The organism is Cellulomonas denverensis, assembly GCF_012396125.1.
In the GTDB taxonomy this organism is placed as follows: Bacteria; Actinomycetota; Actinomycetes; order Actinomycetales; family Cellulomonadaceae; genus Cellulomonas; species Cellulomonas denverensis.
The window spans coordinates 95,574-115,817 of record NZ_JAAXOX010000005.1 but is presented as its reverse complement, the minus strand read 5'-3'; the positions used below and the strand labels follow the sequence as shown (position 1 = coordinate 115,817).

Sequence of the window (20,244 nt, the reverse complement as noted above, 5' to 3'; positions counted from 1 at the left end):
GGCCCGATCCGGCACCGCCGCGTGGGTACGTCCGGTCAGGGGCTCTGGGCGGCGTCCAACCAGGCCAGCACCGCCCGCACCCGCCGGTTGCCGGGCGCGTCGGCGGGCAGGCCGAGCTTGTTCAGCAACGAGCCGACGTGTTTGACCACCGCCGCCTCCGACACGAACATCGCCGCCGCGATCTCCGCGTTCGACCGGCCCTCCGCCATCCGGGCCAGCACCTCGCGCTCCCGCTCGGTCAACCGGTCCAGCGGGCCGGAGCGCCGGGCACGCAGCATGGTGGCGACCACCTCCGGGTCGATGCAGGTCCCGCCGGAGGCCACCGTGGTCAACGCGGACCGGAACTCCGCCATCGCACTGATCCGCTCCTTGAGCAGGTATCCGACCGCCCCGCCGCCGTCTGCGAGCAGTTCGCGGGCGTACTCGCGGGCGATGTACTGCGAGAGCACCAGCACCGGGAAGCCCGGCCGGCGCGCGCGCAGGGCCAGGGCGGCCTCCAGCCCGTCGGTGGCGTTGCCCGGCGGCATCCGCACGTCGGTCAGCAGCAGGTCCGGGTCGTCACGGTCGACCGCCGCCGGGATCGACGTGGCGTCCCGCACCCAGCTGGTCACCCGGTGCCCGGCCCGGTCCAGCACCGCCACCAGTCCCTCGCCGATCAGTGCGGCGTCCTCCGCGAGCACGATCCGCAGGCGGTCAGCCATCGATGTCCTCCAGTTGTCGTCCCGGCGGGATCAGCCGGGGCTGGCACGGGATGTCCGCCCGCAGCACGGTTGGGCCGCCGGGCGGTGAGTCGATCCGCAACCGTCCGGCCACCGCGGCCACCCGGTCGGCCAGCCCGGCCAGCCCGCCCTCCGGTCGCACCGTGGCCCCACCGATCCCGTCGTCGACCACCAGCAGGTGCAGCACGTCATCGGTCAGTCGCACATCCAGTTCCACCGACCGGCACCGGGCGTGTTTGACCGCGTTGGACAGCGCCTCCAGCACCACGAAGTACGCGGTGGACTCCACCAGTGGGTCCGGCCGGTTCTGCTGCGGGTACTCCAGCCGCGATTCGACCCGCAGCGGGAACCGGGACAGCACCTCGGCCAGCGCGGCGGCCAGGCCCCGATCGGTGAGCACCTGCGGGTGGATCGCCCGGACCAGGTCCCGCAGCTCGGCCAGCACGGCGCCGTTCTCCCGCCGGGCCCGTTCCACCAGGTCCAGGGCACCGGCGGCGGGCTCGCCCAGGGCGCGCAGCTCGTCGGCGGCCAGGCCCAGGGTGAGCATCTGGGCCAGGATCCGCTGCTGCGGCCCGTCGTGCAGGTCCCGCTCGATCCGGCGCCGCTCGGCCTCGAACGCGCTGGACAGCCGCCGGCGCGAGGCCCGCCAGGCCTGTTCCCGCTCGGCGGCCCGGGTCGCCCCCACGCCCATCACGCCCTCGGCCAGCCGGTAGCCCGCGAGCGCCAGCCAGCCCCAGATCCAGGGCGCGCCGAGCGTGACCACCGCCGCTCCGGCGACGCCCGCCACGTCCGCGAGGTCGGGCCCGCTCTCGATCCGCCCGGAGGCGAGCAGTTGCCCGATCCCGGCCAGCCCGGCCAGCACCGAGAACGGCGGGATCAGCGCGGCCAGGGCGGCGGCGGCGGCCAGCGGCAGGAAGGCGACCGCATAGATCAGGTCACGCACCAGTGCGCCGCGCCGGAACGGGGCGCGCAGGGCACGGCTCAGCCGCCGCCCGGTCGCGGCGGCCGGGCCGGGCGGCAGGGGGTAGCGGCTGAGCACCGTCGACCGTCCCACCCGGGCCAGTTGCCGCTGCCAGGCGCCGATCAGCATCGCGGTGACGGTGAACAGCAGGAGCATCAGCGCCTCCAGCAGCACCCCGCCGATGGTGGTCAGCCGCCAGGTCCCGGAGGCGACCGGCACCACCACCGCGGCGCCCAGCCCGTAGACGATGCCGCCGGCGACCCCGGCCTGCGCGCACCAGCCCCAGGCCCGCCACGGCCAGGACGAGCGCAGGTAGTCGCGGGGACCACCGCGCAGCGCCGCCCCGAGTCCGTCGTCCATGGCCACACCCTGCCACCGCCGCGGCCCTCGGTGACCGGAGTGCGGTGAGAAGTAGACCTGGGTCTACCCCACCGGGTGGCCAACCCCACCGACAACGCCGTCCCGGCCGGGAAGGCTGGCTGCCGTGAGCAAGCGAACCCCTGCCGGTGCCGACCCGTCCGTGCCGTGCGTCGTCGAGTCCGTGTCCAAGTCGTACCACCTCGGTGGTGAGGCGGTGCCCGCGCTGCGCGAGGTGTCCCTGGCCTTCGCACCCGGCCGGTGGACCGCGGTGATGGGTGCCTCCGGCTCGGGCAAGTCCACCCTGCTCCTGACCGCGGCCGGGCTGTTGCGCCCGGACACCGGCCGGGTCCGGCTGGTCGGCCACGACCTGGCGGAGCTGCGGCAGAGCGAGCTGACCGTGCTGCGCCGCCGGCACGTCGGCTTCGTCTTCCAGTCCTTCAACCTGGTGCCGTCCCTGGATGCCGCGCACAACGTGGAACTGCCGTTGCGACTGGCCGGGGTGCGGCCCCCGCGCGGCGTGGCCCGGGACGCACTGGCCAAGGTCGGCCTGGCCGATCGTGCCGGGCACCGCCCGGACCAGCTGTCCGGCGGCCAGCAGCAGCGGGTGGCGATCGCCCGGGCATTGGTCGGCCGGCCCGAGGTGGTGTTCGCCGACGAGCCCACCGGCGCCCTGGACTCCCGGGCCTCCGCCCGTGCGCTGGACCTGTTCGGCGAGCTGGTCGCGGCCGGGACCTGCCTGGTGATGGTCACCCACGACCCGACGGTGGCCGCCCGGGCGGACCGGGTGGTCTTCCTGCACGACGGCCAGGTCACCGCCGACGCCGGGCCGATGGACCCCGGCGCAGTGTCCGCGGTGCTCACCGACCTGGAGACGAGGGCCGCCGCGTGACCGGACTGGGCCGGCCGCTGTTCCGGGCACACGCCCGGGCGAACCTGGTGCTCGCCGTCCTGATCGCGGTGGCCACCGCGCTGATGGCGGGCTCGTTCACGGTGCTGATCGCCGCCGGCACCGACCGGTACCTGCCGGGCGTCCCGGTCCCGGCGGACGACATGCTGAGCGAGGGCGCGATGTCCGTGCTGGGCTGGACCCTGGCCCTGACGCTGTTCACCGCGACGTCCCTGGTGTCCTCGATGACCGCGTTCACCATCGACGCCCGGTTGCCGGAGATCGCCCGGCTGCGGCTGACCGGGGCCACCGGCCGCCAGGTGTCCCGCAGCATCGTCACCGAGGTGATGGGGATCGGCCTGCTCGGTTCGCTGGCCGGCTGCCTGCTGGGTTGGCCGGCCGGTGCCGTGATCAACGCGCTGCTGGTCCGGACCGAGTTCGCGCCCGCCGGGCTGGACGTGACCCCGCTGCCGTGGAGTCCGGCGGTGGTGCTGGGCCTCGGGCTGGTGATCACGTTCTTCGGTGCCCGCCCCGCCGCCCGCCGCGCCGGCCGGACCGATCCGCTGGTCGCCGTGACCGACGTGGTCCCGGCCCGGCGCGCGATGACCGCCACCCGCTGGGTGGTCGCCGTCCTCGGCGCCGGCGGGCTGGCGGCGCTGTCCACGGTCCGGGTCACCTCCACCGATGACGTCTTCGGCTTCAGCCTGCTGACCAGCCTGGTCTCGGTGACCACCCTGGCCTGCCTGGCGCCGGTGCTGGTGCCCACCGTCACCCGGCTGCTCGGCGCACCGCTGGCCCGCTGGTGGCCGGGGCCGGGGCTGCTCGCGGTCGAACACACCCGGTACGCCGTGCGCCGCACCGCGGCCCTGGCCCTGCCGGTGCTGTTGATCACCGCGCTGTCCGGCGGTCTGCTCACCATCGTCGGCACCGCGAACGGCACCCCCGGCACCGACAGCCGTGCCGACCTGGTGGTGCTCAGCGCCGGCGCACCGCTGCCGGCCGACATCGCGGCCGGCGAGGGGATCGCCGCGGTCACCGAACTGTCCGTCCTGGCGGTCACCGCCGTCCTGGACCAGACCGACCCGGACGACGCGCCGGAGGAGGAGACCTGGTACCTCGGCGCCATCGACGTCGCCGCCGCGGCCGATCAGGATCTGGTCACCACCACCCAGCGCGCCGGGGACGGCGACGCGGCCGCGTACCCGGTCGCCTCCACCGACCCGGGCGTGCTGCCGCTGGGCGCCACCCTGGCCGTCGTCACGCCGCAGGACACCCCGGTGGTGCTGACCGTGACCTCCGTGGTCGACGCGGACCCTGTGCTGCCCGCCGAGCTCCTGATCGACCCGGACCTGGTCGGCGCCTGGGCCACCCAGGTGGACACCGCCTCCGTGATCACCCTGACCGGGACGGCGGACGGCGACGCCGTGCGCGACCGGCTGGCCGCCGCGACCGCCCCGGCGGAGGTGCTCACCGGCACCGCACTGGCCGAACGGCAGGCCGCGGCCGCCGACCGGCAGAGCCGCAATGCGGTGATCGCCATCCTCGGGGGCGGCATCGCGATGGCGGCGTGCTCGATCGTGCTCGGCGGGCTGTCCGGCGCCGCGGACCGCCGCCGTGAGTTCGGCGGGCTGATCCGCTCCGGCGCGACCGACCGGCAAATCGTCGGCTCGGCCGTGGTCGAGACCGTGCTGGTGCTGGTGGTGGCCGCGCTGCTGGCGGTCGCCGACGTCGCCTGGGTCACCTGGCGGCTGGACGTGCTGCTCTCCTGGGCCGAGGCGCCACGGGTCGCCGTCGGCACGATGGCCATGGCGCTGGGGGCCGCGGCGGTGCTCGCCGTGGCGGCCACCGCGGGTGGCACGGTGTGGCAGCTGCGCCGGCTGTCCCGGCAGTGATCGCCCGGCGCCCGCGGCCGCCCGCATGGGTATAGCGTGCAGCCTCGTGCACTTCGTCATCATGGGCTGTGGCCGCGCCGGCGCCACCCTCGCGCAGTCGCTGGAGAGCCACGGGCACTCCGTCGCGGTGATCGACCAGAACCCGGACTCGTTCCGCCGCCTGGACGCCGGGTTCGGCGGCTCCAAGGTCACCGGGCTCGGCTTCGACCGGGACGTGCTGCGCCAGGCCGGGATCGACGACGCCTTCGGCTTCGCCGCGGTCGCGGACGGCGACAACTCCAACATCCTCGCGGCCCGGGTGGCCCGGGAGACGTTCGGGGTGGACAACGTGGTCGCCCGGATCTACGACCCGCACCGCGCGGAGATCTACCAGCGGCTCGGCATCCCGACCGTGGCCACCGTGCGCTGGACCGCCGACCAGGTGCTGCGCCGCCTGCTGCCGATGGGTGCCACCAGCCAGTTCAGCGACGCCTCCGGGCGGATCCTGCTGGCCGAGGTCGACGTGCACCCGGGCTGGCGGGGCAAGCCGCTGCGCGCGCTGGAGGACGCCACCGGCGCCCGGGTGGCCTACCTGACCCGCTACGGCGACGGCCTGCTGCCGGACGCCCAGACCGTGCTCCAGGAGAACGACATCGTGCATCTGCTGATGCGGACCGACGACCAGGCCGCCGTCGAGCGCGCGATCACCGCGGCGCCGGAGGTGACCGCATGAGGGTCGTGATCGCGGGAGCCGGCTCGGTGGGCCGCTCGATCGCCAAGGAACTGCTGGCCGGCGACAACGAGGTGACGCTGATCGACCGGCAGCCCGCCGCGATGCGGGTGGCCCAGGTCGCCGACGCCGACTGGATCCTGGCGGACGCCTGTGAGCTGCCGACCCTGACCGAGGCGCGGGTGGACGAGTGCGACGTGGTGGTGGCCGCCACCGGCGACGACAAGGCCAACCTGGTGATCTCCCTGCTGGCCAAGACCGAGTACGGCGTACCGCGCACGGTCGCCCGGGTGAACAATCCGAAGAACGAGTGGATGTTCGACGAGGCCTGGGGGGTCGACGTCGCGGTGTCCACCCCGCGGATCATGACCGCGATGATCGAGGAGGCCGTCTCGGTCGGCGATCTGGTGCGGATCTTCACCTTCCACCAGTCCGGCGCGGACATCCTGGAGCTGACCCTGCCGGAGGACTCCCCGCTGGCCGGTTCCCTGGTGGGTCAGATCGACTGGCCGGCGGACACCGTGCTGTCCTGCATCGTCCGGGACGCGCGGCCGTTCACGCCCAGCGCCGACGACACCCTGGAGGGGCGGGACGAGCTGTTGTTCGTCACGGGTCCTGACGGGTCGGAGCAGGAGCTGGCCGCGCTGCTGTCGTCCCGCGCACCAGGATCCAACTGAGCCAGAGCACCAGCGCGGTCAGCGGCAGGCCCATCACCAGCTTCGCGGTGCCCAGCCAGCCGACGCTGTCCGCCAGGTAGAGCGGGCCCTGCACGATCAGCCGCAGCGCGAACATCCCGGCCCACACCCAGCTCACCACGGCGAACCGGCGGCGCAGCACCCGGTCCCGGCGCCAGGCGACCGCACCGGCCCAGGACCCGCCCTCGCTCAGCGGGCCCTCCGGGCGGAACAGGCCGAGCACCAGCCCGACCAGCGGCCAGCCCACCAGGATCGACACCACGAATGCGGCCAGGTAGCCGGCGTTCACCAGCAGGCCCCAGGCGAAGTAGTCGCTGGCCTCGCCGGTGCGCCAGGCCCAGAACACCCCGATCCCGACCCCGAGCACGCCGGAGAACGCCTGGGTGAGCGGGCTGCGCTGGATCAACCGCAGCAGCACCGCGATCAGCGCACTGGCCCCTGCGGCGATCAGCGCCGGGGTGAGCCGTTGCCCGGCGGCGACGAAGACCACCACGAACAGCAGCCCGGGCAGCACGGACTCGATCGCGCCCCGCCAACCGCCGACCGCCTCCTGCAGGGAGAACGTCTCCCCGGAGATCGACCGGATGCCGCCCGCGCCCGCCTCGCTCACTCGCCCGGCCGGGGTCGCAGCTCGTACCGCGGGTTGAACATCGACCGCCGGCCCTCCCGGGTGCAGACCATGCCCTCGACCTTCAGCCGGCGACCGGGCTCGACCCCGGCGATCTCCCGGCGGCCGAGCCAGACCAGTTCCACCGTGCCGGAGCCGTCGTAGAGCTCGGCCTCCAGCGCGGGCACGCCCTCCCGGGGGCGCAGCACCACCGAGCGCAGCACGCCGGCGAGCTTGACCCGGGTGCGTTCCGGGGCGGTGCCCACCGGGGTGCAGCCGCTGGTGCGCACCGCGTCGGCGCGTTCCTCGTCGGCCTCGATCTCGTCCTGCGAGGCGACCGCCTTGCGCAAGGTGTCCCGCAGTGTCATCAGCGGATCTCCGTGATCTCCGGGCCGCGGGTCAGCGGGTCGAACGTCGGCTCGTCCTCGCTGGTCGGCTGGCCGGCGGCGGTGTTCGGCGCCGGGGCGCCCGGCTTCACCCCGTCGGCCTGGTTCGGCAGCGTGAGCGCCAGCAGGTCGCGGGGCGGCCGGGCCTGGCCGTCGCGCACCACCACGGTGCGGCGGTACAGGTCCTCGATCGCGGTGGCGGCCTCGGGGTCCACGGCGGCGCGGCCGGTGATCACTCCGCGCAGGAACCAGCGCGGGCCGTCCACCCCGACGAACCGGGCCGGGCGGTGACCGGTACGGCCCTCGGGGGTGCGCACCGGCAGCCGGGCGAGCAGCTCGCGGCCGAACGGGCCGGGCAGATCATCGACCGAACCGCCCTGCTTGGTGACCGAGGCGGCGATCTCCTCGCGGATCTCGTCCCAGATCCCCTCGCTGCGCGGGGCGGCGAAGGCCTGCATCTGCAGGGTCGACTCGCCCAGGGTCACGGCCACGCCGGTGACCGTGCCGGACTTCTTGTCGATCTCCATCCGCAGGGCCATCCCCGGGATGCCGGGCAGCCGCAGCGCGCCCAGGTCGATCCGCGGACCGGCCGGCACGTCCTCCGCCACATCCCACGGGCCGTCGGTGCGGTCCGGGACGACTGCCTCGTCGTCGGCCTGGGGCTCGTCGGTGACCTCCTCGGTCACCTCGGCCACCTCGGTCGGCTCGGACTCCTGCTCGGCGGTGCGATCCTTCGCCCCGCGCCGGAATAGCGCCACCTGTGCGTACCTTTCCCCGGCGGTCGCCCGCCCTCTGTCTCGACCGGCCGTAGATCACGGCACGGTCACGGCCCACAGTAGTCCGGTGGGATCGCCCGGCCTAGTCCGCCACCGGGGTGGCCTGCTCGGTCGCCCGGTGACCCCCCGAGGACCCGAAGCCACCGGTGCCGCGGACCGACTCCGGCAGCTCGTCCACCTCACGGAACGCCGCCAGCTCGACCTTCTGGATCACCAGCTGGGCGATCCGGTCGCCGCGGTGCAGCACGATCGAGGTTCGCGGGTCGGTGTTGAGCAGCGTCACCTGGATCTCGCCCCGGTACCCGGCGTCCACCGTGCCGGGCGCGTTGACGATGGTCAGGCCGTGCTTGGCCGCCATCCCCGAGCGCGGGTGCACGAAGGCGGCGTAGCCCTCGGGCAGCGCGATCGCGATCCCGGTCGGCACCGTCGCCCGCTCCCCCGGCTCCAGGATCAGGTCGACCCGGGTGACCAGGTCGGCGCCCGCGTCCCCCGGCTTGGCATACGCGGGCAGCGGCACCTCCTCGTCCAGGCGGCGCAGCAGGATGTCCACGGTGGCTTCACTCACGGCGGACGACCCTACCCTGGTGCCGTGCAGCCGACTCCCGCCTCCGCGTCCCCCGCCTACTCCGAGCGCCTGTGGCCCGGCCCGGTGGGCTGGCTGGTCGCCCTCGGCCTGGCCGCGATGTTCGGCATCGCCTTCCTGCCGGTGTCCCCGGTGGTCGGCGGGATCGCCCTGGCCGTGGCGCTGGTCGCGGCGGTGGCGATGCTGCTGATCGCCGCGACCCGGGTCACGGTGACCGGCGGGGAGCTACACGCCGGATCCGCGCACATCCCGCTGGAGCTGCTGGCCGACCCGCAGGCCCTGGACCCGGTGGCCACCCGTGCGGCGCTCGGGCCGGAGCTGGACGCCCGGGCGCACCTGTGCCTGCGCGGCTGGGTGCGCACCGCGGTGCGGGTCCGGGTGGACGACCCGGCGGACCCGACGCCCTACTGGGTGATCTCCACCCGGCACCCGGAGCGACTGGTGGCCGCACTGAGCGCCCCGGACACGACGACGCCGGCCGCTCCCCGGGGGGAACGACCGGCGTCCTGAGTCGTCGGTGTCAGGCGGCGCACTCGGTGCAGACCGGCTGGCCGTCCTTCTCGTAGGCGAGCTGGCTGCGGTGGTGGACCAGGAAGCACTTCGAGCAGGTGAACTCGTCGGCCTGGCGCGGGAGCACCCGGACGGAGAGCTCCTCGCCGGACAGGTCCGCGCCGGGGAGTTCGAATCCCTCGGCGGCTTCGGTCTCGTCCTCGTCCACCACGCCCGAGTTCTTGTCGGTGCGCCGGGCCTGGAGCTCCTGCAGCGAGTCCTCGCTCAGGTCCTCCTCGGTCTTGCGCGGGGCGTCGTAGTCGGTTGCCATGGGGTGAGTCACGCTCCGATGGGTCGAGGTGTCTGGGGTGATGCGGGATCAAGCAACCGAGGGTTCCGTTTGTTCCCGACGGCCCCGGATTGTGCCTCATTTCGCGAGGCCGTGCACGCTCAGCGCACCGGTGTCCGCTGTGGGCTGATCCGGGTCACAGGTCCTGGTCGGCGTCGAGTTCCGCGAGCATCGCTGCCAGCTCGTTCACCGTGGCCTGCGGACCGGCCACCGTCATGGCCAGACCGGCCGCGGCGCCGCGCAGACCGGTGACCGTGCCACCGGCCTCCTGGATCATCAGTTGGCCCGCTGCCAGGTCCCAGGGGTTGAGCCCGCGCTCGTAGTACGCGTCCAGGGTGCCCTCGGCGACCCGGCACAGGTCGAGCGCCGCCGATCCGATCCGCCGGATGTCCCGGACCCGGGGCAGCACCTCGGTCAGCACCTGGGCCTGCCGGGTGCGGCGCTCGACGGTGTAGCCGAAGCCGGTGCCGACCAGGCTGGTGGCCAGCGTGCGGGCCGGGTTGACCCGCAGCGGCTCGCCGTCCCGGGTCGCACCCAGGCCCCGCCCCGCGGTGTAGGTCACGTTCATCGGGATCGAGTGCACGGCGCCGGCCACCGGGGTCCAGTGCGCCGGGTCGGGCTCACCGACCACCACGCCGACCGACACCGCGTAGGCCGGCACGCCGTACAGGTAGTTCACCGTGCCGTCGATCGGGTCCAGCACCCAGGTGATCCCGGTGCTGCCCGGCAGCAGGCCGTCCTCCTCGCCCAGGATCGCGTCGCCGGGGCGGTGCTCGGCGATCAGCGAGCGCAGGTGGGCCTCCGAGGCGAGGTCCATGGCGGTGACCGGGTCCACCTCGCTGGACTTGGTGGCGGCCACGTCGACCCGGTCGGGCCGTCCGCGGCGGACCAGGTCGCCGGCGGAGCGGGCCAGGTGGTCGGCGAGCTCGCGGAGCGCGCGGATGTCGTCGGCGGTGGGCAGGTCGGTGCGGTTCTCGGTCACCCGTCCATCTTGCCCGAGCCGCCCCGGACCGCACGCAGCCAGTCCCGCCACGCATGGCCCGCCGTGGGTGGCGGGTCCTGCGGCGCCGGCTCCGTGCGCCGCTCCCCCGCCACCCGCGGGCGGGAGCCGGAACGGCCGCCGCGCAGCAGCCGGGAGGCGGACAACGAGGGCGCCCGGCTGGGCCGCGGGCCGCGCACCGGCGGAGTGAGGGCGGTCGGGGCCTCCCAGCGGAGCCGGAGGGTCACCAGCCGGATCACGATGATCGCCAGTACCACCAGGATCTCCACCGCCACGTCCAGCACCCCGGTCATCGAGGCGACGGTGAGCGCCGCGGCGCCGAGCACGCTGGGCACCGCATACAGCTCGCGGTGGTTGAACACGATCGGCACCTCCCCGGTGAACAGGTCGCGCAGCACCCCGCCGCCGATCGCGGTGATCGCCCCGCAGAACACCGCCGCCAGCGGCCCGGCGCCGTACTGCAGCGCCTTGACCGTGCCGACCGCGGTGAACAGGCCGAGCGCGCCGGCGTCCAGCACCAGCACCAGCCGGCGCACCCGGCCCAGGCCGAAGTGCAGCGCCCAGGTGACGATCCCGCCGAACACCGCGGTGGCGACATACGGCCAGGAGGAGATCCCGACCGGCGGCACCGCACCGATCAGCACGTCGCGGATCAGGCCGCCGCCCAGCCCGGACAGCCAGGCCAGCACCACGATGCCGAAGATGTCGAAGCTCTTGCGCACCGCGGCCAGCCCACCGGAGAGCGCACACAGGAAGACCCCGAGCAGCTCCATCACCATCTGTCCGGGCAGCACGAGGTCCACGCCGCTCATCTTCCCAGGACCGGGCGTGTCGGGGCGATCCGGGCGCGCCTCCACCCGATCCTGGAGTTCGGGTGGCACCCTCGTCGGCGAGGATGGGAGATGTGATGGCTGAGCTGGAGCTGGTCGGGCTGCACGAGGACGGGGAGCACCTGGTCCTGGCGGCCGCCGACGGACAGCGCTACCTCCTGCCCATCGACGATCCGCTGCGCGCGGCGGTCCGTCGTGACCGGCCGCAGCTGGAGCAGATCCGGGCGGAGCGGTCCGGGGCGCCGAGCCCGCGGGAGATCCAGTCGCGGGTGCGCGCCGGGCAGTCGGCGGAGCAGATCGCGGAGGAGTCGGGGCTGGCGGTCGAGCACGTCCGCCGGTTCGAGGGCCCGGTGGTGGCCGAGCGCGAGTACCTGGCGCAGCAGGCCCGGGGCACCCGGGTCGGCCGTGATGCCGGGGCACCGGAGCTGGGCGACCTGGTGGTGGACCGGCTGGCCGCGCGGGGCGTGGACGCGGACACCATCGTGTGGGACGCGTACCGGCTGCCCGGGCAGGAGTGGACCGTGCTGGTGCGCTTCGCCCTGGACGACGACCAGCGTGAGGCCCGGTGGAGCTTCGACCCGGCGGCGCGCTCGGTGCACGCCGAGGAGGACGAGGCCCGCTGGCTGTCCGAGACCGAGATCGCCGACGGGCCACTGAGCCGTCGCCGGCACCTGTCCGCGGTCCGGGACGTGGCCTTCGAGGTGGACGCCGGGGACTCGGTGCGCCCGGTGCTCGCCGCGGTGGACGGGCCGGCCGACACCCCGGTCGACCCGGAGCCCGCCGACCCGACCCAGGACCTGCTGGACGACCTGCGGGCCCGTCGTGGCCAGCGCCAGGCCCTGGACGTCGAGGAGGAGGACGAGGACGGCTTCGACGGCTTCGGGCCGCAGAGCGCCTTCGACTTCGGGCTGCTGGAACCCGCCGCCGATCCGGGTGACGACGCCCCGGGTGCCCACCCGGCCGACGCCGACCCCGCCGCCCAGGCCCGGGTCTACCCGGTCCCCGCCGGCCGTTCGCGCCCGGAGCCGGCCGCCCCGGCGCCACAGCCGGAGCAGACCCCCGCCAAGGACGAGTCCAAGCCCAAGCCGCGCCGTGGCCGGGCGAAGGTGCCGAGCTGGGACGAGATCGTCTTCGGCGCGAAGCCGGAGTGAGCCTCAGTCCTCGTTGAGCAGCCCGAGCGTCTGGGGTGAGAGCGCCGCCGCGCCGGAGACGCTGGCGGTGATCCGCTGCCGGTGGTGGCGGCGGCACAGCACCTCGTAGCTGACCGTCTCCGGGTCGGGCGCCCCGGCGGCGGTGATGTCGCCGATCACCACCTGCTCGCCCTCCACCACCATCACCCCGTGCACGGTGCGGGCGTTGTGGGTGGCCCGGGCGCCGCACCAGCACAGTGCCTGGACCTGCAGCGACTCCACCCGGTCCGCCAGCTCCAGCATCCGGGCCGAGCCGGGGAACAGCTGGGCGCGGAAGTCGGTGGTGATCCCGAAGGCGTAGACATCGGCCTTCAGCTCGTCCACCACATCCGCGAGCTGGTCGACCTGGGCCGGGGAGTAGAACTGGGCCTCGTCGCAGATCAGGAAGTCCACCGCGCGACCACGGGTCCGGCGGTCGACCACCTCGGCCCAGAAGTCGGTGTCGTCGCGCACCTCGTTCGCGGGCACCGACAACCCGAGCCGGGAGGACAGCCGCGCCTCCCCCGCCCGGTCCTGGCGCACCCAGAGCACGCCGTCGCGGCCCCGGGCCTCGTGGTTGTGGTGCATCTGCAACGCCAGGGTGGACTTGCCGCAGTCCATCGTGCCGCAGAAGAAGACGAGTTCGGCCATGTCAGTCCTGCCAGATCAGCAGCGGCACGCGCAGCTCGGTGGGGGTCAGGGAACCGTGCACCCCGATCAACTCCAGGGAAGCCGGGGTCTGGGTGCGGGAGTCGGTGACGGTGGCCCGGCCCGCGGTCGCCACCACCAGGTCGCCGATCACCGGCAGCACATGCGGGGCGACCGGACCGAACAGCCCGGCCCCGACCGCCTCCTCCCGGGTGAGCACCACGCCGTGCCGGCCCAGGGTGTCCTGCCAGCGGTCCCGCACCGCGACCGGATCGGCATCCGGGTCCAGGTGCAGGTGCAGGGCGCGCGGTTCGCCGGAGGTCAGCGGGACCCCCTCGGACAGCGCGGGCTGGTCGGCGACGTCCCAGCGCAGGTCCCGGTCGACGTCCACCATGCCGTGGTCCGCGGTGACCAGCATCGTGGTGCCGGCCGGCAGGATCCGGGCCAGCCGGGCCAGCTCGCCGTCCAGCGTGGACAGCGCGTCCCCCCACTGCCAGGAGCCCCAGCCGTGGTGGTGGCCGGTCTTGTCCACGTCGCCCCAGTACAGGTACACCAGCCCGGGCGCCCGCAGCAGCCGGGCCGCGGCGTCCACCCGGTCGGCCAGCGGCTCGGCGGACTCGTGCGCCCCACCGCGCAGCGCGGCCTCGGTCAGCCCGGAGCCGTGGAACTTGCGCGGCCCCACCGAGGTCACGGCCACCCCGGCGTCGGTCAGCGCCTCCAGCACGGTGGGCTCGCGCTGCCAGCGCTCCGCCGAGGGCAGGTTGGTCCAGGACACCAGGTTGGCCAGCGCACCGGACTCCGGGTTGCGCACGGTGTAGCCGAGCATCGCGGTCCGGCCCGGGTTGCTGCCGGTGCCGAAGGTGCCCATCGAGGCGGCCGTGGTGGACGGGTAGCCGGACTGCAGCGGCTTGCTGCCGGTCAGCAGGGACCGCAGGAACGGCGCGTGCCCGGAGCGCTCGGCCAGGTTCTCCTGGCCCAGGCCGTCCACCAGCACCACGCAGACCCGGTCGGTGCGGGGCAGGCCGAGCTGGTCCCGGCGCCGGTCGCCGTCCGGCACCGGCACGCCCAGGGCGGAGGCGGCGGCGGGCAGCACCCCGGACAGCGAGCGCCCACGGTAGTCCGGCAGCATCAGGCCGGAGCGTTCCAGCCGCCCCCGCACCTGCTCGCGCAGGGCCTGGCTCATCGGCCGGTGCCGGCGGCGGACAGCCGCCGGGCGAAGGCCACCGCCTCGCGTACCCGCTCGGCGCCCTCGGCGACCGCGCTGACCCGCACCACCACGTCGTCGGGGGTGATCGAGCCGGTCATGCCGTGGTCGGCCTCGCAGTTCGGGTCCGCGCACTGGGCCGGTTCCAGGTCGACCCGGGAGACCGCACCCCAGCCGATCGCCAGGGTCAGCTCCGCCGGGCCGTCACCGCTGCGGTGCTGCTCCGGCGACCCGATCAGGTGGGTCAGCGCCACCGACCGCAGCTCGCTCAGCGCCACCGACTCGGTGGTGGCCGCGGCGCTGGCCGACGGGTGCTCGGAGTCGGCCGGGTGGTCGTCGACGTGCGCCACGATCAGCCGGGTGCCGGTCAGCACCAGCACCGTGACGTGCCGGCGCACCTCCGCGGCGTCGAAGGTGGTTTCGGGGTGCACCAGGTGGGCGACGACGGGCTCGTCGGCGAGCGCGACGTCCAGGACGTCGGCGACCAGATCCGGGTAGTACCCCGCACGGTCCAGGTCCCGGCGGAGATCGGTGGAGAGGGCAGGCACCCGCGCATCCTCCCACTGGATGGTCACCGGAGTCACACCGGTCAGGTCGTCAGCGCCCGCCGCACCCCGTCCGTCCGCGCGGCGGCGGGGCCCACCGTGACGGCGGCGCCGAGCACGTACGCCCCGTGCTCGGCGACCACCACCGGGTTCAGCTCTACCGACAGCAGCTCGGGCAGGTCGTCGGCCAGCACCCCGACCCGGGCCAGCACGTCCTCGACCGCGGCGACGTCCAGCAACGGCAGTCCGCGGTAGCCGAACAGCCGGGGCGCCGAGCGCGGCGCCCGGACCACGTCGGCCACGTCCACGTCGGTCAGCGGCGGCACGGCGAAGGCGTAGTCGCCCAGCAGGTCGGTGGTGTCCCCGGCCAGTCCGAAGCCGATCACCGGCCCGTACAGCGGGTCCTCGGCGGTGCGGATCACGCAGGCCACCCCGTGCGGGGCCATCGGCTGCACCTCCAGCGGCGCCCGGCCGGGCGCACCCTCGTGCCCGGCGGCCAGCTCCAGCACCTGGCGGACGTCGGCGCGCAGTTCGGCCGCGTCGTGCACGTCCAGCCGCACCCCGCCCAGGTCCGCCCGGTGCCGCAGGGTGGGCACGGTGGTCTTCAGCGCGACCGGCCAGCCCATCCGCTCCGCCGCGGCCACCGCCTCGTCCGCGGTGCACACCGGCACCGAGGGGACCAGCGACACCCCGGCGCAGGCCAGCAGCTCGCCGATCTGGTCCCGGTCCAGGTCCAGCCGGTCCGGCCGGCCGGCCTCGGCGATCCACTGCTGCACCAGGCGGCGGGCGGTCCGGGTGTGCATCGGCTCCGGATGCACCACGGTGCCGCGCTCGGCGGAGCGCCAGGCGGCGTACCGGGCGGCCTGGCCGAGCGCCAGCACCGCGTCCTCCGGGGTGGTGTAGGCGGGGATGGTGCGCAGCACCTGGTCCGGACCCGGGGCGGTCAGCGCCTCGGTGGCGCCGTGCAGGCCCGGCAGGCAGGCGACCGACGTCTTCCCGCTGTGCGCTGCCGCCCGGGCCATCGCGGCGGCCACCCGGTCGTCCCGGGGCCCGACCGTCGGCACGTGCACCGCGATCACCACGTCCACCGCCGGGTCGTCGTAGACCGTGGCCACCGCCCGGTCGATCAGCTCCTGCTCGGCCTCCTCCGGCACGATCACCGGCGCGGCATCGGCGGTCAGCCCGTGCGAGACCGCCGCCTCGGCGACCAGCGCGGCCAGCGACCCGGACGAGGCCAGCACCGCGGCCCGGCGCCCGGCGGGCAGCGGCTGCAACGCGAACAACTGCGCGGCCTCCAGCATCTGGTGGGTGTTCTCCACCAGGGTCACCCCGGAGCGCTGCACCACTTCCTCCAGCGTGCGCCGGGAGGCCATCGTGGTGCGCACCGCGTGCCCGGGCGGCACCACGTGCCCGGTGCTCCCCGCGGTGACCACGACCACCGGCTTGCGCCGGGCCAGCCGCCGGGCGACCCGGGCGAACTTGCGCGGGTTGCCGATCGACTCCAGGTAGAGCCCGACCACGTCGGTGGACTCGTCCTCCTGCCAGAACTGCATCAGGTCGTTGCCGGAGACGTCGGCGCGGTTACCCGCGGACACCAGGTGCGCCAGGCCGAGCCCGCGGCGGCGCACCGAGGCCAGGATCGACACCGCATTGGCCGCGGACTGGCAGAACAGCCCGATCCGGCCCGGCGGCGGCGGTTCCTCGGCCAGGGAGGCATTCACCAGCCCGGCCGGGGTGTGGCTGATCAGGCCGTAGGACACCGGGCCGATCACCCGCATCCCGGCGGCGTGCGCGGTCCGCAGCAGCGCCCGGTGCAGGGCCAGCCCGGCCTCGCCCTCCTCGGCGTAGCCACCGGAGAGCACCACCACCGCCCGGACCCCGATCCGGCCCAGCGCCCGCACCGCCAGCACGGTCTGGGCGGCCGGCAGCGCCAGCACCGCCAGGTCGACCTCGCTCGGCACGTCCTCCAGCCGGGCCCAGCGCCGCACCGCCGGGTCGTCGCCGCCGGGCACTGCGCCCACCACGTGCAGGTCGACCGGCTCGCCCAGGATCGGAGCCTGCACCGCCCCGGTCCGCGCCCCGATCGGTGGCCGCCGCTCCCCCGCCAGCAATGCGGACAGCACCCGGCCGGCCCGGCGGGCGTCCAGCGACTGCGGGTCGGCATCCGGGGCGGCGACCAGCAGCAGCCGGCGGGCGGTGAGCAGACCCTGCACGGAGCGTGCCTCGGCGGACCGCTCCCGGCCGAGCATCACGGCCATCGACCGCTCGGTGGGGTCGATGTCGAAGGCCACCTGCACCACGCCGTCCTCCAGCTGCTGGCGCAGGGTGTACCCGGCCTCGCGGAACACGGCGATCATCCGGCCGTTCTGCGGCAGCACCTCGGCGACGAAGCGCCGGATCCCCCGCTCCCGGGCGGCCGCGGCCAGGTGTTCCAGCAGCACGGACCCCAGCCCGCGGCCGTGGTGGGCGTCGGCGATGTTGAACGCGACCTCGGCCTCGTCCGGGCCGACCCGGTCGTAGCGGGCCACCCCGATGATCGCGTCATCCTGGGTGACCGCGACCAGCGCCACCCGGTCCCGGTGGTCCACCCGGGTGAACCGGGCCAGGTCGCGCTCCGGCAACCGCTCCAGCGGGGCGAAGAACCGCAGGAAGATCGATTGCTCGGACTGCGCCACGTGGAAGGCCTGCAGCGCGTCGGCGTCCTCCGGGCGGATCGGCCGGATGTGGGTGGTGCTGCCGTCCCGCAGCACGACGTCCGCCTCCCACGCCTCCGGGTACGCCGCACCGCGGGGGTCGGGTCGCACGCCGTCGTCGCTCGCACCCATGGCCACGAGCGTACTGGGGCGTGGCACGCTGACCGGGTCCTGGCGCGTCGTGGTGCCGATCACCGGCCCCGGCGGAGGACAATGAGCCGCCCGCAGTCCCCACCAGTCACAGGAGTCCGCACCGCACATGGCGCGCCGCACCGCACCCAGCACGCCGCCCGAGGACGTCGTCGAGCGGATCGTCGACATCGACGTCGCCGCCGAGATGGAGGGCTCGTTCCTCGAGTACGCCTACTCGGTCATCTACTCCCGCGCGCTGCCGGACGCCCGGGACGGGCTCAAGCCGGTGCAGCGCCGGATCCTGTTCCAGATGTCCCAGATGGGGCTGCGACCGGACCGGGCCTATGTGAAGTCGGCCCGGGTGGTCGGCGAGGTGATGGGCAAGCTGCACCCGCACGGCGACACCGCGATCTACGACGCGATGGTCCGCCTCGCGCAGCCGTTCTCGCTCCGGCTGCCGCTGGTCGACGGACACGGCAACTTCGGCTCGCTGGACGACGGCCCGGCCGCCCCGCGGTACACCGAGGTCCGGATGGCGCCCTCGGCCCTGGCGATGAACGCCGGGCTGGACGAGGACGTCGTGGACTTCGTGCCGAACTACGACAACAAGCTCACCCAGCCCTCGGTGCTGCCCGCGGCGATCCCGAACCTGCTGGTGAACGGCGCGGCCGGCATCGCGGTCGGCATGGCGACCAACATGGCGCCGCACAACCTGGTCGAGGTGATCGCCGCCGCCCGGCACCTGGTGCAGCACCCCGAGGCCGACCTGGACGAGCTGATGCGGTTCGTCCCCGGCCCGGACCTGCCCTCCGGCGGCAAGATCGTCGGCCTGGAGGGCGTGCGGGACGCCTACCGGACCGGCCGCGGCGCGTTCCGGACCCGGGCCACCACCCGGATCGAGAACGTCACCCCCCGCCGCAAGGGCATCATCGTCACCGAGCTGCCCTACGGCGTCGGCCCGGAGAAGGTGATCGAGAAGATCAAGGAGGGCGTGCAGAACAAGAAGCTCTCCGGCATCTCCGACGTGCTGGACCTCACCGACCGCGAGCACGGCCTGCGCCTGGTGATCGAGGTCAAGACCGGCTTCAACCCCGATGCGGTGCTGGAGCAGCTGTTCCGCTACACCCCGCTCGAGGACTCGTTCTCGATCAACAACGTCGCCCTGGTTGAGGGCCAGCCGCGCACCCTGGGCCTGCGCGAGCTGCTGCAGGTGTGGGTGCAGCACCGGCTGGACGTGGTGCGCCGGCGCAGCCAGTACCGGCTGGACCGCAAGCTGGAACGCCTGCACCTGGTCGAGGGCCTGCTGATCGCGATCCTGGACATCGACGAGGTCATCCAGGTCATCCGGTCCTCCGACGACGCCGACGCCGCCCGCACCCGGCTGCGCACCGTCTTCGACCTGTCCGAGCCGCAGGCCGAGTACATCCTCGAACTCCGGCTGCGCCGCCTGACCAAGTTCAGCCGGATCGAGCTGGAGAAGGAGCGCGACGAGCTCACCACCGACATCGGGGCACTGCGCGCACTGCTCGCCGACGACGCGCTGCTGCGCGGTGCGGTCTCGGACGAGATGGCCGAGGTCGCCGCGACCTACGGCACCCCGCGCCGCACCATCCTGCTGGAGTCCGCCGGTGGGGTGGCCACCGCCGCGGAGGGCGCTCCGGTGGCCAAGCGCACCGTGGCGACCCTGTCGCTGGAGATCGAGGACACCCCCTGCGTGGCGCTGCTGTCCGCCACCGGCCTGGTCGCCCGCACCGCCGGGGTCGACGTGGTGCTGCACCCCGGCGACGACACCCCCCGGTCCAAGCACGACGTGCTGGCCGGCGCGGTCACCACCACCGCGCGGGGCGACATCGGCGTGCTGACCAGCTCCGGCCTGGTGCGCAAGATCTCCGTGCTGGACCTGCCCGGGCTGCCGCCGACCGACGGGGTGCCCTCCCTCGGCGGCGGGCTGCCGCTCGGCGAGCTGATCGAGCTGGACAAGGGCGAGAGGGTGATCGGCCTGTGCTCGATCGCCCCGGACGCGCCCACCCTGGCGATCGGCACCGCCCAGGGCGTGGTCAAGCGGGTGGTCTCCGGTGAGCCGCCGGCCAACCGGGACGCCTGGGAGGTGATCGGGCTGCGGGACGGCGACCAGGTGGTCGGCGCCGCGGCGGTCACCGACGAGGACGAGCTGGTCTTCGTCTCCTCCGACTCCAGCCTGCTGCACTACCCGGCCGCCGCGGTGCGACCCCAGGGCCGTCCCGCCGGTGGCATGGCCGGGATCAAGCTGGCCCCCGGCGCCAGCGTGGTGTTCTTCGGCGCGGTGCCCCCGGCGGCCGAGGACACCGTGGTGGTCACGGTCTCCGGCTCGTCCACCGCACTGCCCGGCACCCAGGCCGGATCGGCGAAGGTCACCCCGTTCAGCCGGTACCCGGGCAAGGGCCGCGCCACCGGTGGGGTCCGGTCGCACCGGTTCCTCAAGGGTGAGGACGCGCTGTTCCTGGCCTGGGTCGGCCGGGCGCCCGCACGGGCCACCGGCTCGGCCGGCCAGCCGGTGGAGCTGCCCGAGGTCGACGAGCGGCGGGACGGGTCGGGCGCGCCGCTGAGCGCACCGCCCACCGCGATCGGCTGA

20 protein-coding genes are annotated in these 20,244 nt (G+C 74.6%); 7 read left to right on the top strand and 13 right to left on the bottom strand.

Annotation, left to right across the window (positions count from 1 at the left end):
- Window positions 1–35: 35 nt before the first annotated feature.
- Entirely contained in the window at window positions 36–701 is a 666-nt protein-coding gene (locus tag HGA03_RS11675) for a LuxR C-terminal-related transcriptional regulator (RefSeq protein ID WP_168630451.1), read from the bottom strand.
- Window positions 694–2,040, bottom strand: a complete 1,347-nt coding sequence (locus HGA03_RS11670) for a sensor histidine kinase (RefSeq protein ID WP_168630450.1) — start codon at window positions 2,038–2,040, stop codon at window positions 694–696. The genes HGA03_RS11675 and HGA03_RS11670 overlap by 8 nt, the downstream gene beginning before the upstream one ends.
- 124 nt (window positions 2,041–2,164) lie before the next feature.
- Between HGA03_RS11670 and HGA03_RS11665 the strand changes: the two genes are divergently transcribed.
- The 4 genes from HGA03_RS11665 (at window position 2,165) to HGA03_RS11650 (ending at window position 6,204) form a co-directional block, all read left to right on the top strand.
- Window positions 2,165–2,929 (top strand): ABC transporter ATP-binding protein, encoded by a 765-nt coding sequence (locus tag HGA03_RS11665; RefSeq protein WP_168630449.1) that lies wholly within the window; start codon window positions 2,165–2,167, stop codon window positions 2,927–2,929.
- Window positions 2,926–4,818: an FtsX-like permease family protein gene (locus HGA03_RS11660; RefSeq protein WP_168630448.1), complete on the top strand. Its 1,893-nt coding sequence runs from the start codon at window positions 2,926–2,928 to the stop codon at window positions 4,816–4,818. Before HGA03_RS11665 ends, HGA03_RS11660 begins: the two co-directional genes overlap by 4 nt.
- Before the next feature lie 61 nt (window positions 4,819–4,879).
- On the top strand, window positions 4,880–5,530 hold the full coding sequence (locus tag HGA03_RS11655) for a potassium channel family protein (RefSeq protein ID WP_203767142.1): 651 nt from the start codon (window positions 4,880–4,882) through the stop codon (window positions 5,528–5,530).
- The gene (locus HGA03_RS11650; RefSeq protein ID WP_168630446.1) at window positions 5,527–6,204 is read left to right on the top strand and encodes a potassium channel family protein; all 678 of its coding nucleotides are present in this window, start codon (window positions 5,527–5,529) and stop codon (window positions 6,202–6,204) included. The genes HGA03_RS11655 and HGA03_RS11650 overlap by 4 nt, the downstream gene beginning before the upstream one ends.
- On the opposite strand, the gene HGA03_RS11645 is transcribed toward HGA03_RS11650, so the two are convergent.
- The 4 genes from HGA03_RS11645 to dut all read right to left on the bottom strand — a co-directional run bounded on the left by HGA03_RS11645 (window position 6,134) and on the right by dut (window position 8,556).
- Window positions 6,134–6,832, bottom strand: a complete 699-nt coding sequence (locus tag HGA03_RS11645) for a DUF3159 domain-containing protein (protein WP_239073462.1) — start codon at window positions 6,830–6,832, stop codon at window positions 6,134–6,136. The two genes, HGA03_RS11650 and HGA03_RS11645, sit on opposite strands and share 71 nt — an antisense overlap.
- On the bottom strand, window positions 6,829–7,197 hold the full coding sequence (locus tag HGA03_RS11640) for an OB-fold nucleic acid binding domain-containing protein (protein WP_168630445.1): 369 nt from the start codon (window positions 7,195–7,197) through the stop codon (window positions 6,829–6,831). Before HGA03_RS11640 ends, HGA03_RS11645 begins: the two co-directional genes overlap by 4 nt.
- Window positions 7,197–7,973: a DUF3710 domain-containing protein gene (locus tag HGA03_RS11635; protein ID WP_168630444.1), complete on the bottom strand. Its 777-nt coding sequence runs from the start codon at window positions 7,971–7,973 to the stop codon at window positions 7,197–7,199. The genes HGA03_RS11640 and HGA03_RS11635 overlap by 1 nt, the downstream gene beginning before the upstream one ends.
- Before the next feature lie 100 nt (window positions 7,974–8,073).
- Window positions 8,074–8,556: a dUTP diphosphatase gene (gene dut / locus HGA03_RS11630; RefSeq protein WP_203767109.1), complete on the bottom strand. Its 483-nt coding sequence runs from the start codon at window positions 8,554–8,556 to the stop codon at window positions 8,074–8,076.
- A 24-nt stretch (window positions 8,557–8,580) separates the two neighbouring features.
- On the opposite strand from dut, the gene HGA03_RS11625 reads away from it, so the two are divergent.
- Window positions 8,581–9,084: a DUF3093 domain-containing protein gene (locus tag HGA03_RS11625; protein ID WP_168630443.1), complete on the top strand. Its 504-nt coding sequence runs from the start codon at window positions 8,581–8,583 to the stop codon at window positions 9,082–9,084.
- A 10-nt stretch (window positions 9,085–9,094) separates the two neighbouring features.
- Here HGA03_RS11625 and HGA03_RS11620 read toward each other — a convergent pair whose 3' ends face one another.
- From HGA03_RS11620 to HGA03_RS11610, 3 genes are all read right to left on the bottom strand, one after another.
- A complete protein-coding gene (locus HGA03_RS11620) occupies window positions 9,095–9,394 on the bottom strand; it encodes a DUF4193 domain-containing protein (protein ID WP_168630442.1) in 300 nt (99 codons plus the stop codon).
- Window positions 9,395–9,548: 154 nt separating this feature from the next.
- The gene (locus HGA03_RS11615) at window positions 9,549–10,394 is read right to left on the bottom strand and encodes an inositol monophosphatase family protein (RefSeq protein WP_168630441.1); all 846 of its coding nucleotides are present in this window, start codon (window positions 10,392–10,394) and stop codon (window positions 9,549–9,551) included.
- Window positions 10,391–11,215, bottom strand: coding sequence for a trimeric intracellular cation channel family protein (locus tag HGA03_RS11610; protein ID WP_239073463.1), 825 nt, complete (start codon window positions 11,213–11,215; stop codon window positions 10,391–10,393). The genes HGA03_RS11615 and HGA03_RS11610 overlap by 4 nt, the downstream gene beginning before the upstream one ends.
- Before the next feature lie 104 nt (window positions 11,216–11,319).
- On the opposite strand from HGA03_RS11610, the gene sepH reads away from it, so the two are divergent.
- Window positions 11,320–12,393, top strand: a complete 1,074-nt coding sequence (gene sepH / locus HGA03_RS11605; protein ID WP_168630440.1) for a septation protein SepH — start codon at window positions 11,320–11,322, stop codon at window positions 12,391–12,393.
- Window positions 12,394–12,396: 3 nt separating this feature from the next.
- On the opposite strand, the gene HGA03_RS11600 is transcribed toward sepH, so the two are convergent.
- From HGA03_RS11600 to HGA03_RS11585, 4 genes are read right to left on the bottom strand one after another with little or no spacing between them, the layout of a single operon-like run.
- Entirely contained in the window at window positions 12,397–13,062 is a 666-nt protein-coding gene (locus HGA03_RS11600) for a thymidine kinase (RefSeq protein WP_168630439.1), read from the bottom strand.
- A 1-nt stretch (window position 13,063) separates the two neighbouring features.
- Window positions 13,064–14,242, bottom strand: a complete 1,179-nt coding sequence (locus tag HGA03_RS11595; protein ID WP_168630438.1) for an alkaline phosphatase family protein — start codon at window positions 14,240–14,242, stop codon at window positions 13,064–13,066.
- Window positions 14,239–14,811 (bottom strand): DUF5998 family protein, encoded by a 573-nt coding sequence (locus HGA03_RS11590; RefSeq protein ID WP_168630437.1) that lies wholly within the window; start codon window positions 14,809–14,811, stop codon window positions 14,239–14,241. The genes HGA03_RS11595 and HGA03_RS11590 overlap by 4 nt, the downstream gene beginning before the upstream one ends.
- Before the next feature lie 41 nt (window positions 14,812–14,852).
- Window positions 14,853–17,633, bottom strand: a complete 2,781-nt coding sequence (locus HGA03_RS11585) for a bifunctional acetate--CoA ligase family protein/GNAT family N-acetyltransferase (RefSeq protein WP_168630436.1) — start codon at window positions 17,631–17,633, stop codon at window positions 14,853–14,855.
- Window positions 17,634–17,760: 127 nt separating this feature from the next.
- On the opposite strand from HGA03_RS11585, the gene HGA03_RS11580 reads away from it, so the two are divergent.
- The gene (locus HGA03_RS11580; protein WP_168630435.1) at window positions 17,761–20,244 is read left to right on the top strand and encodes a DNA gyrase/topoisomerase IV subunit A; all 2,484 of its coding nucleotides are present in this window, start codon (window positions 17,761–17,763) and stop codon (window positions 20,242–20,244) included.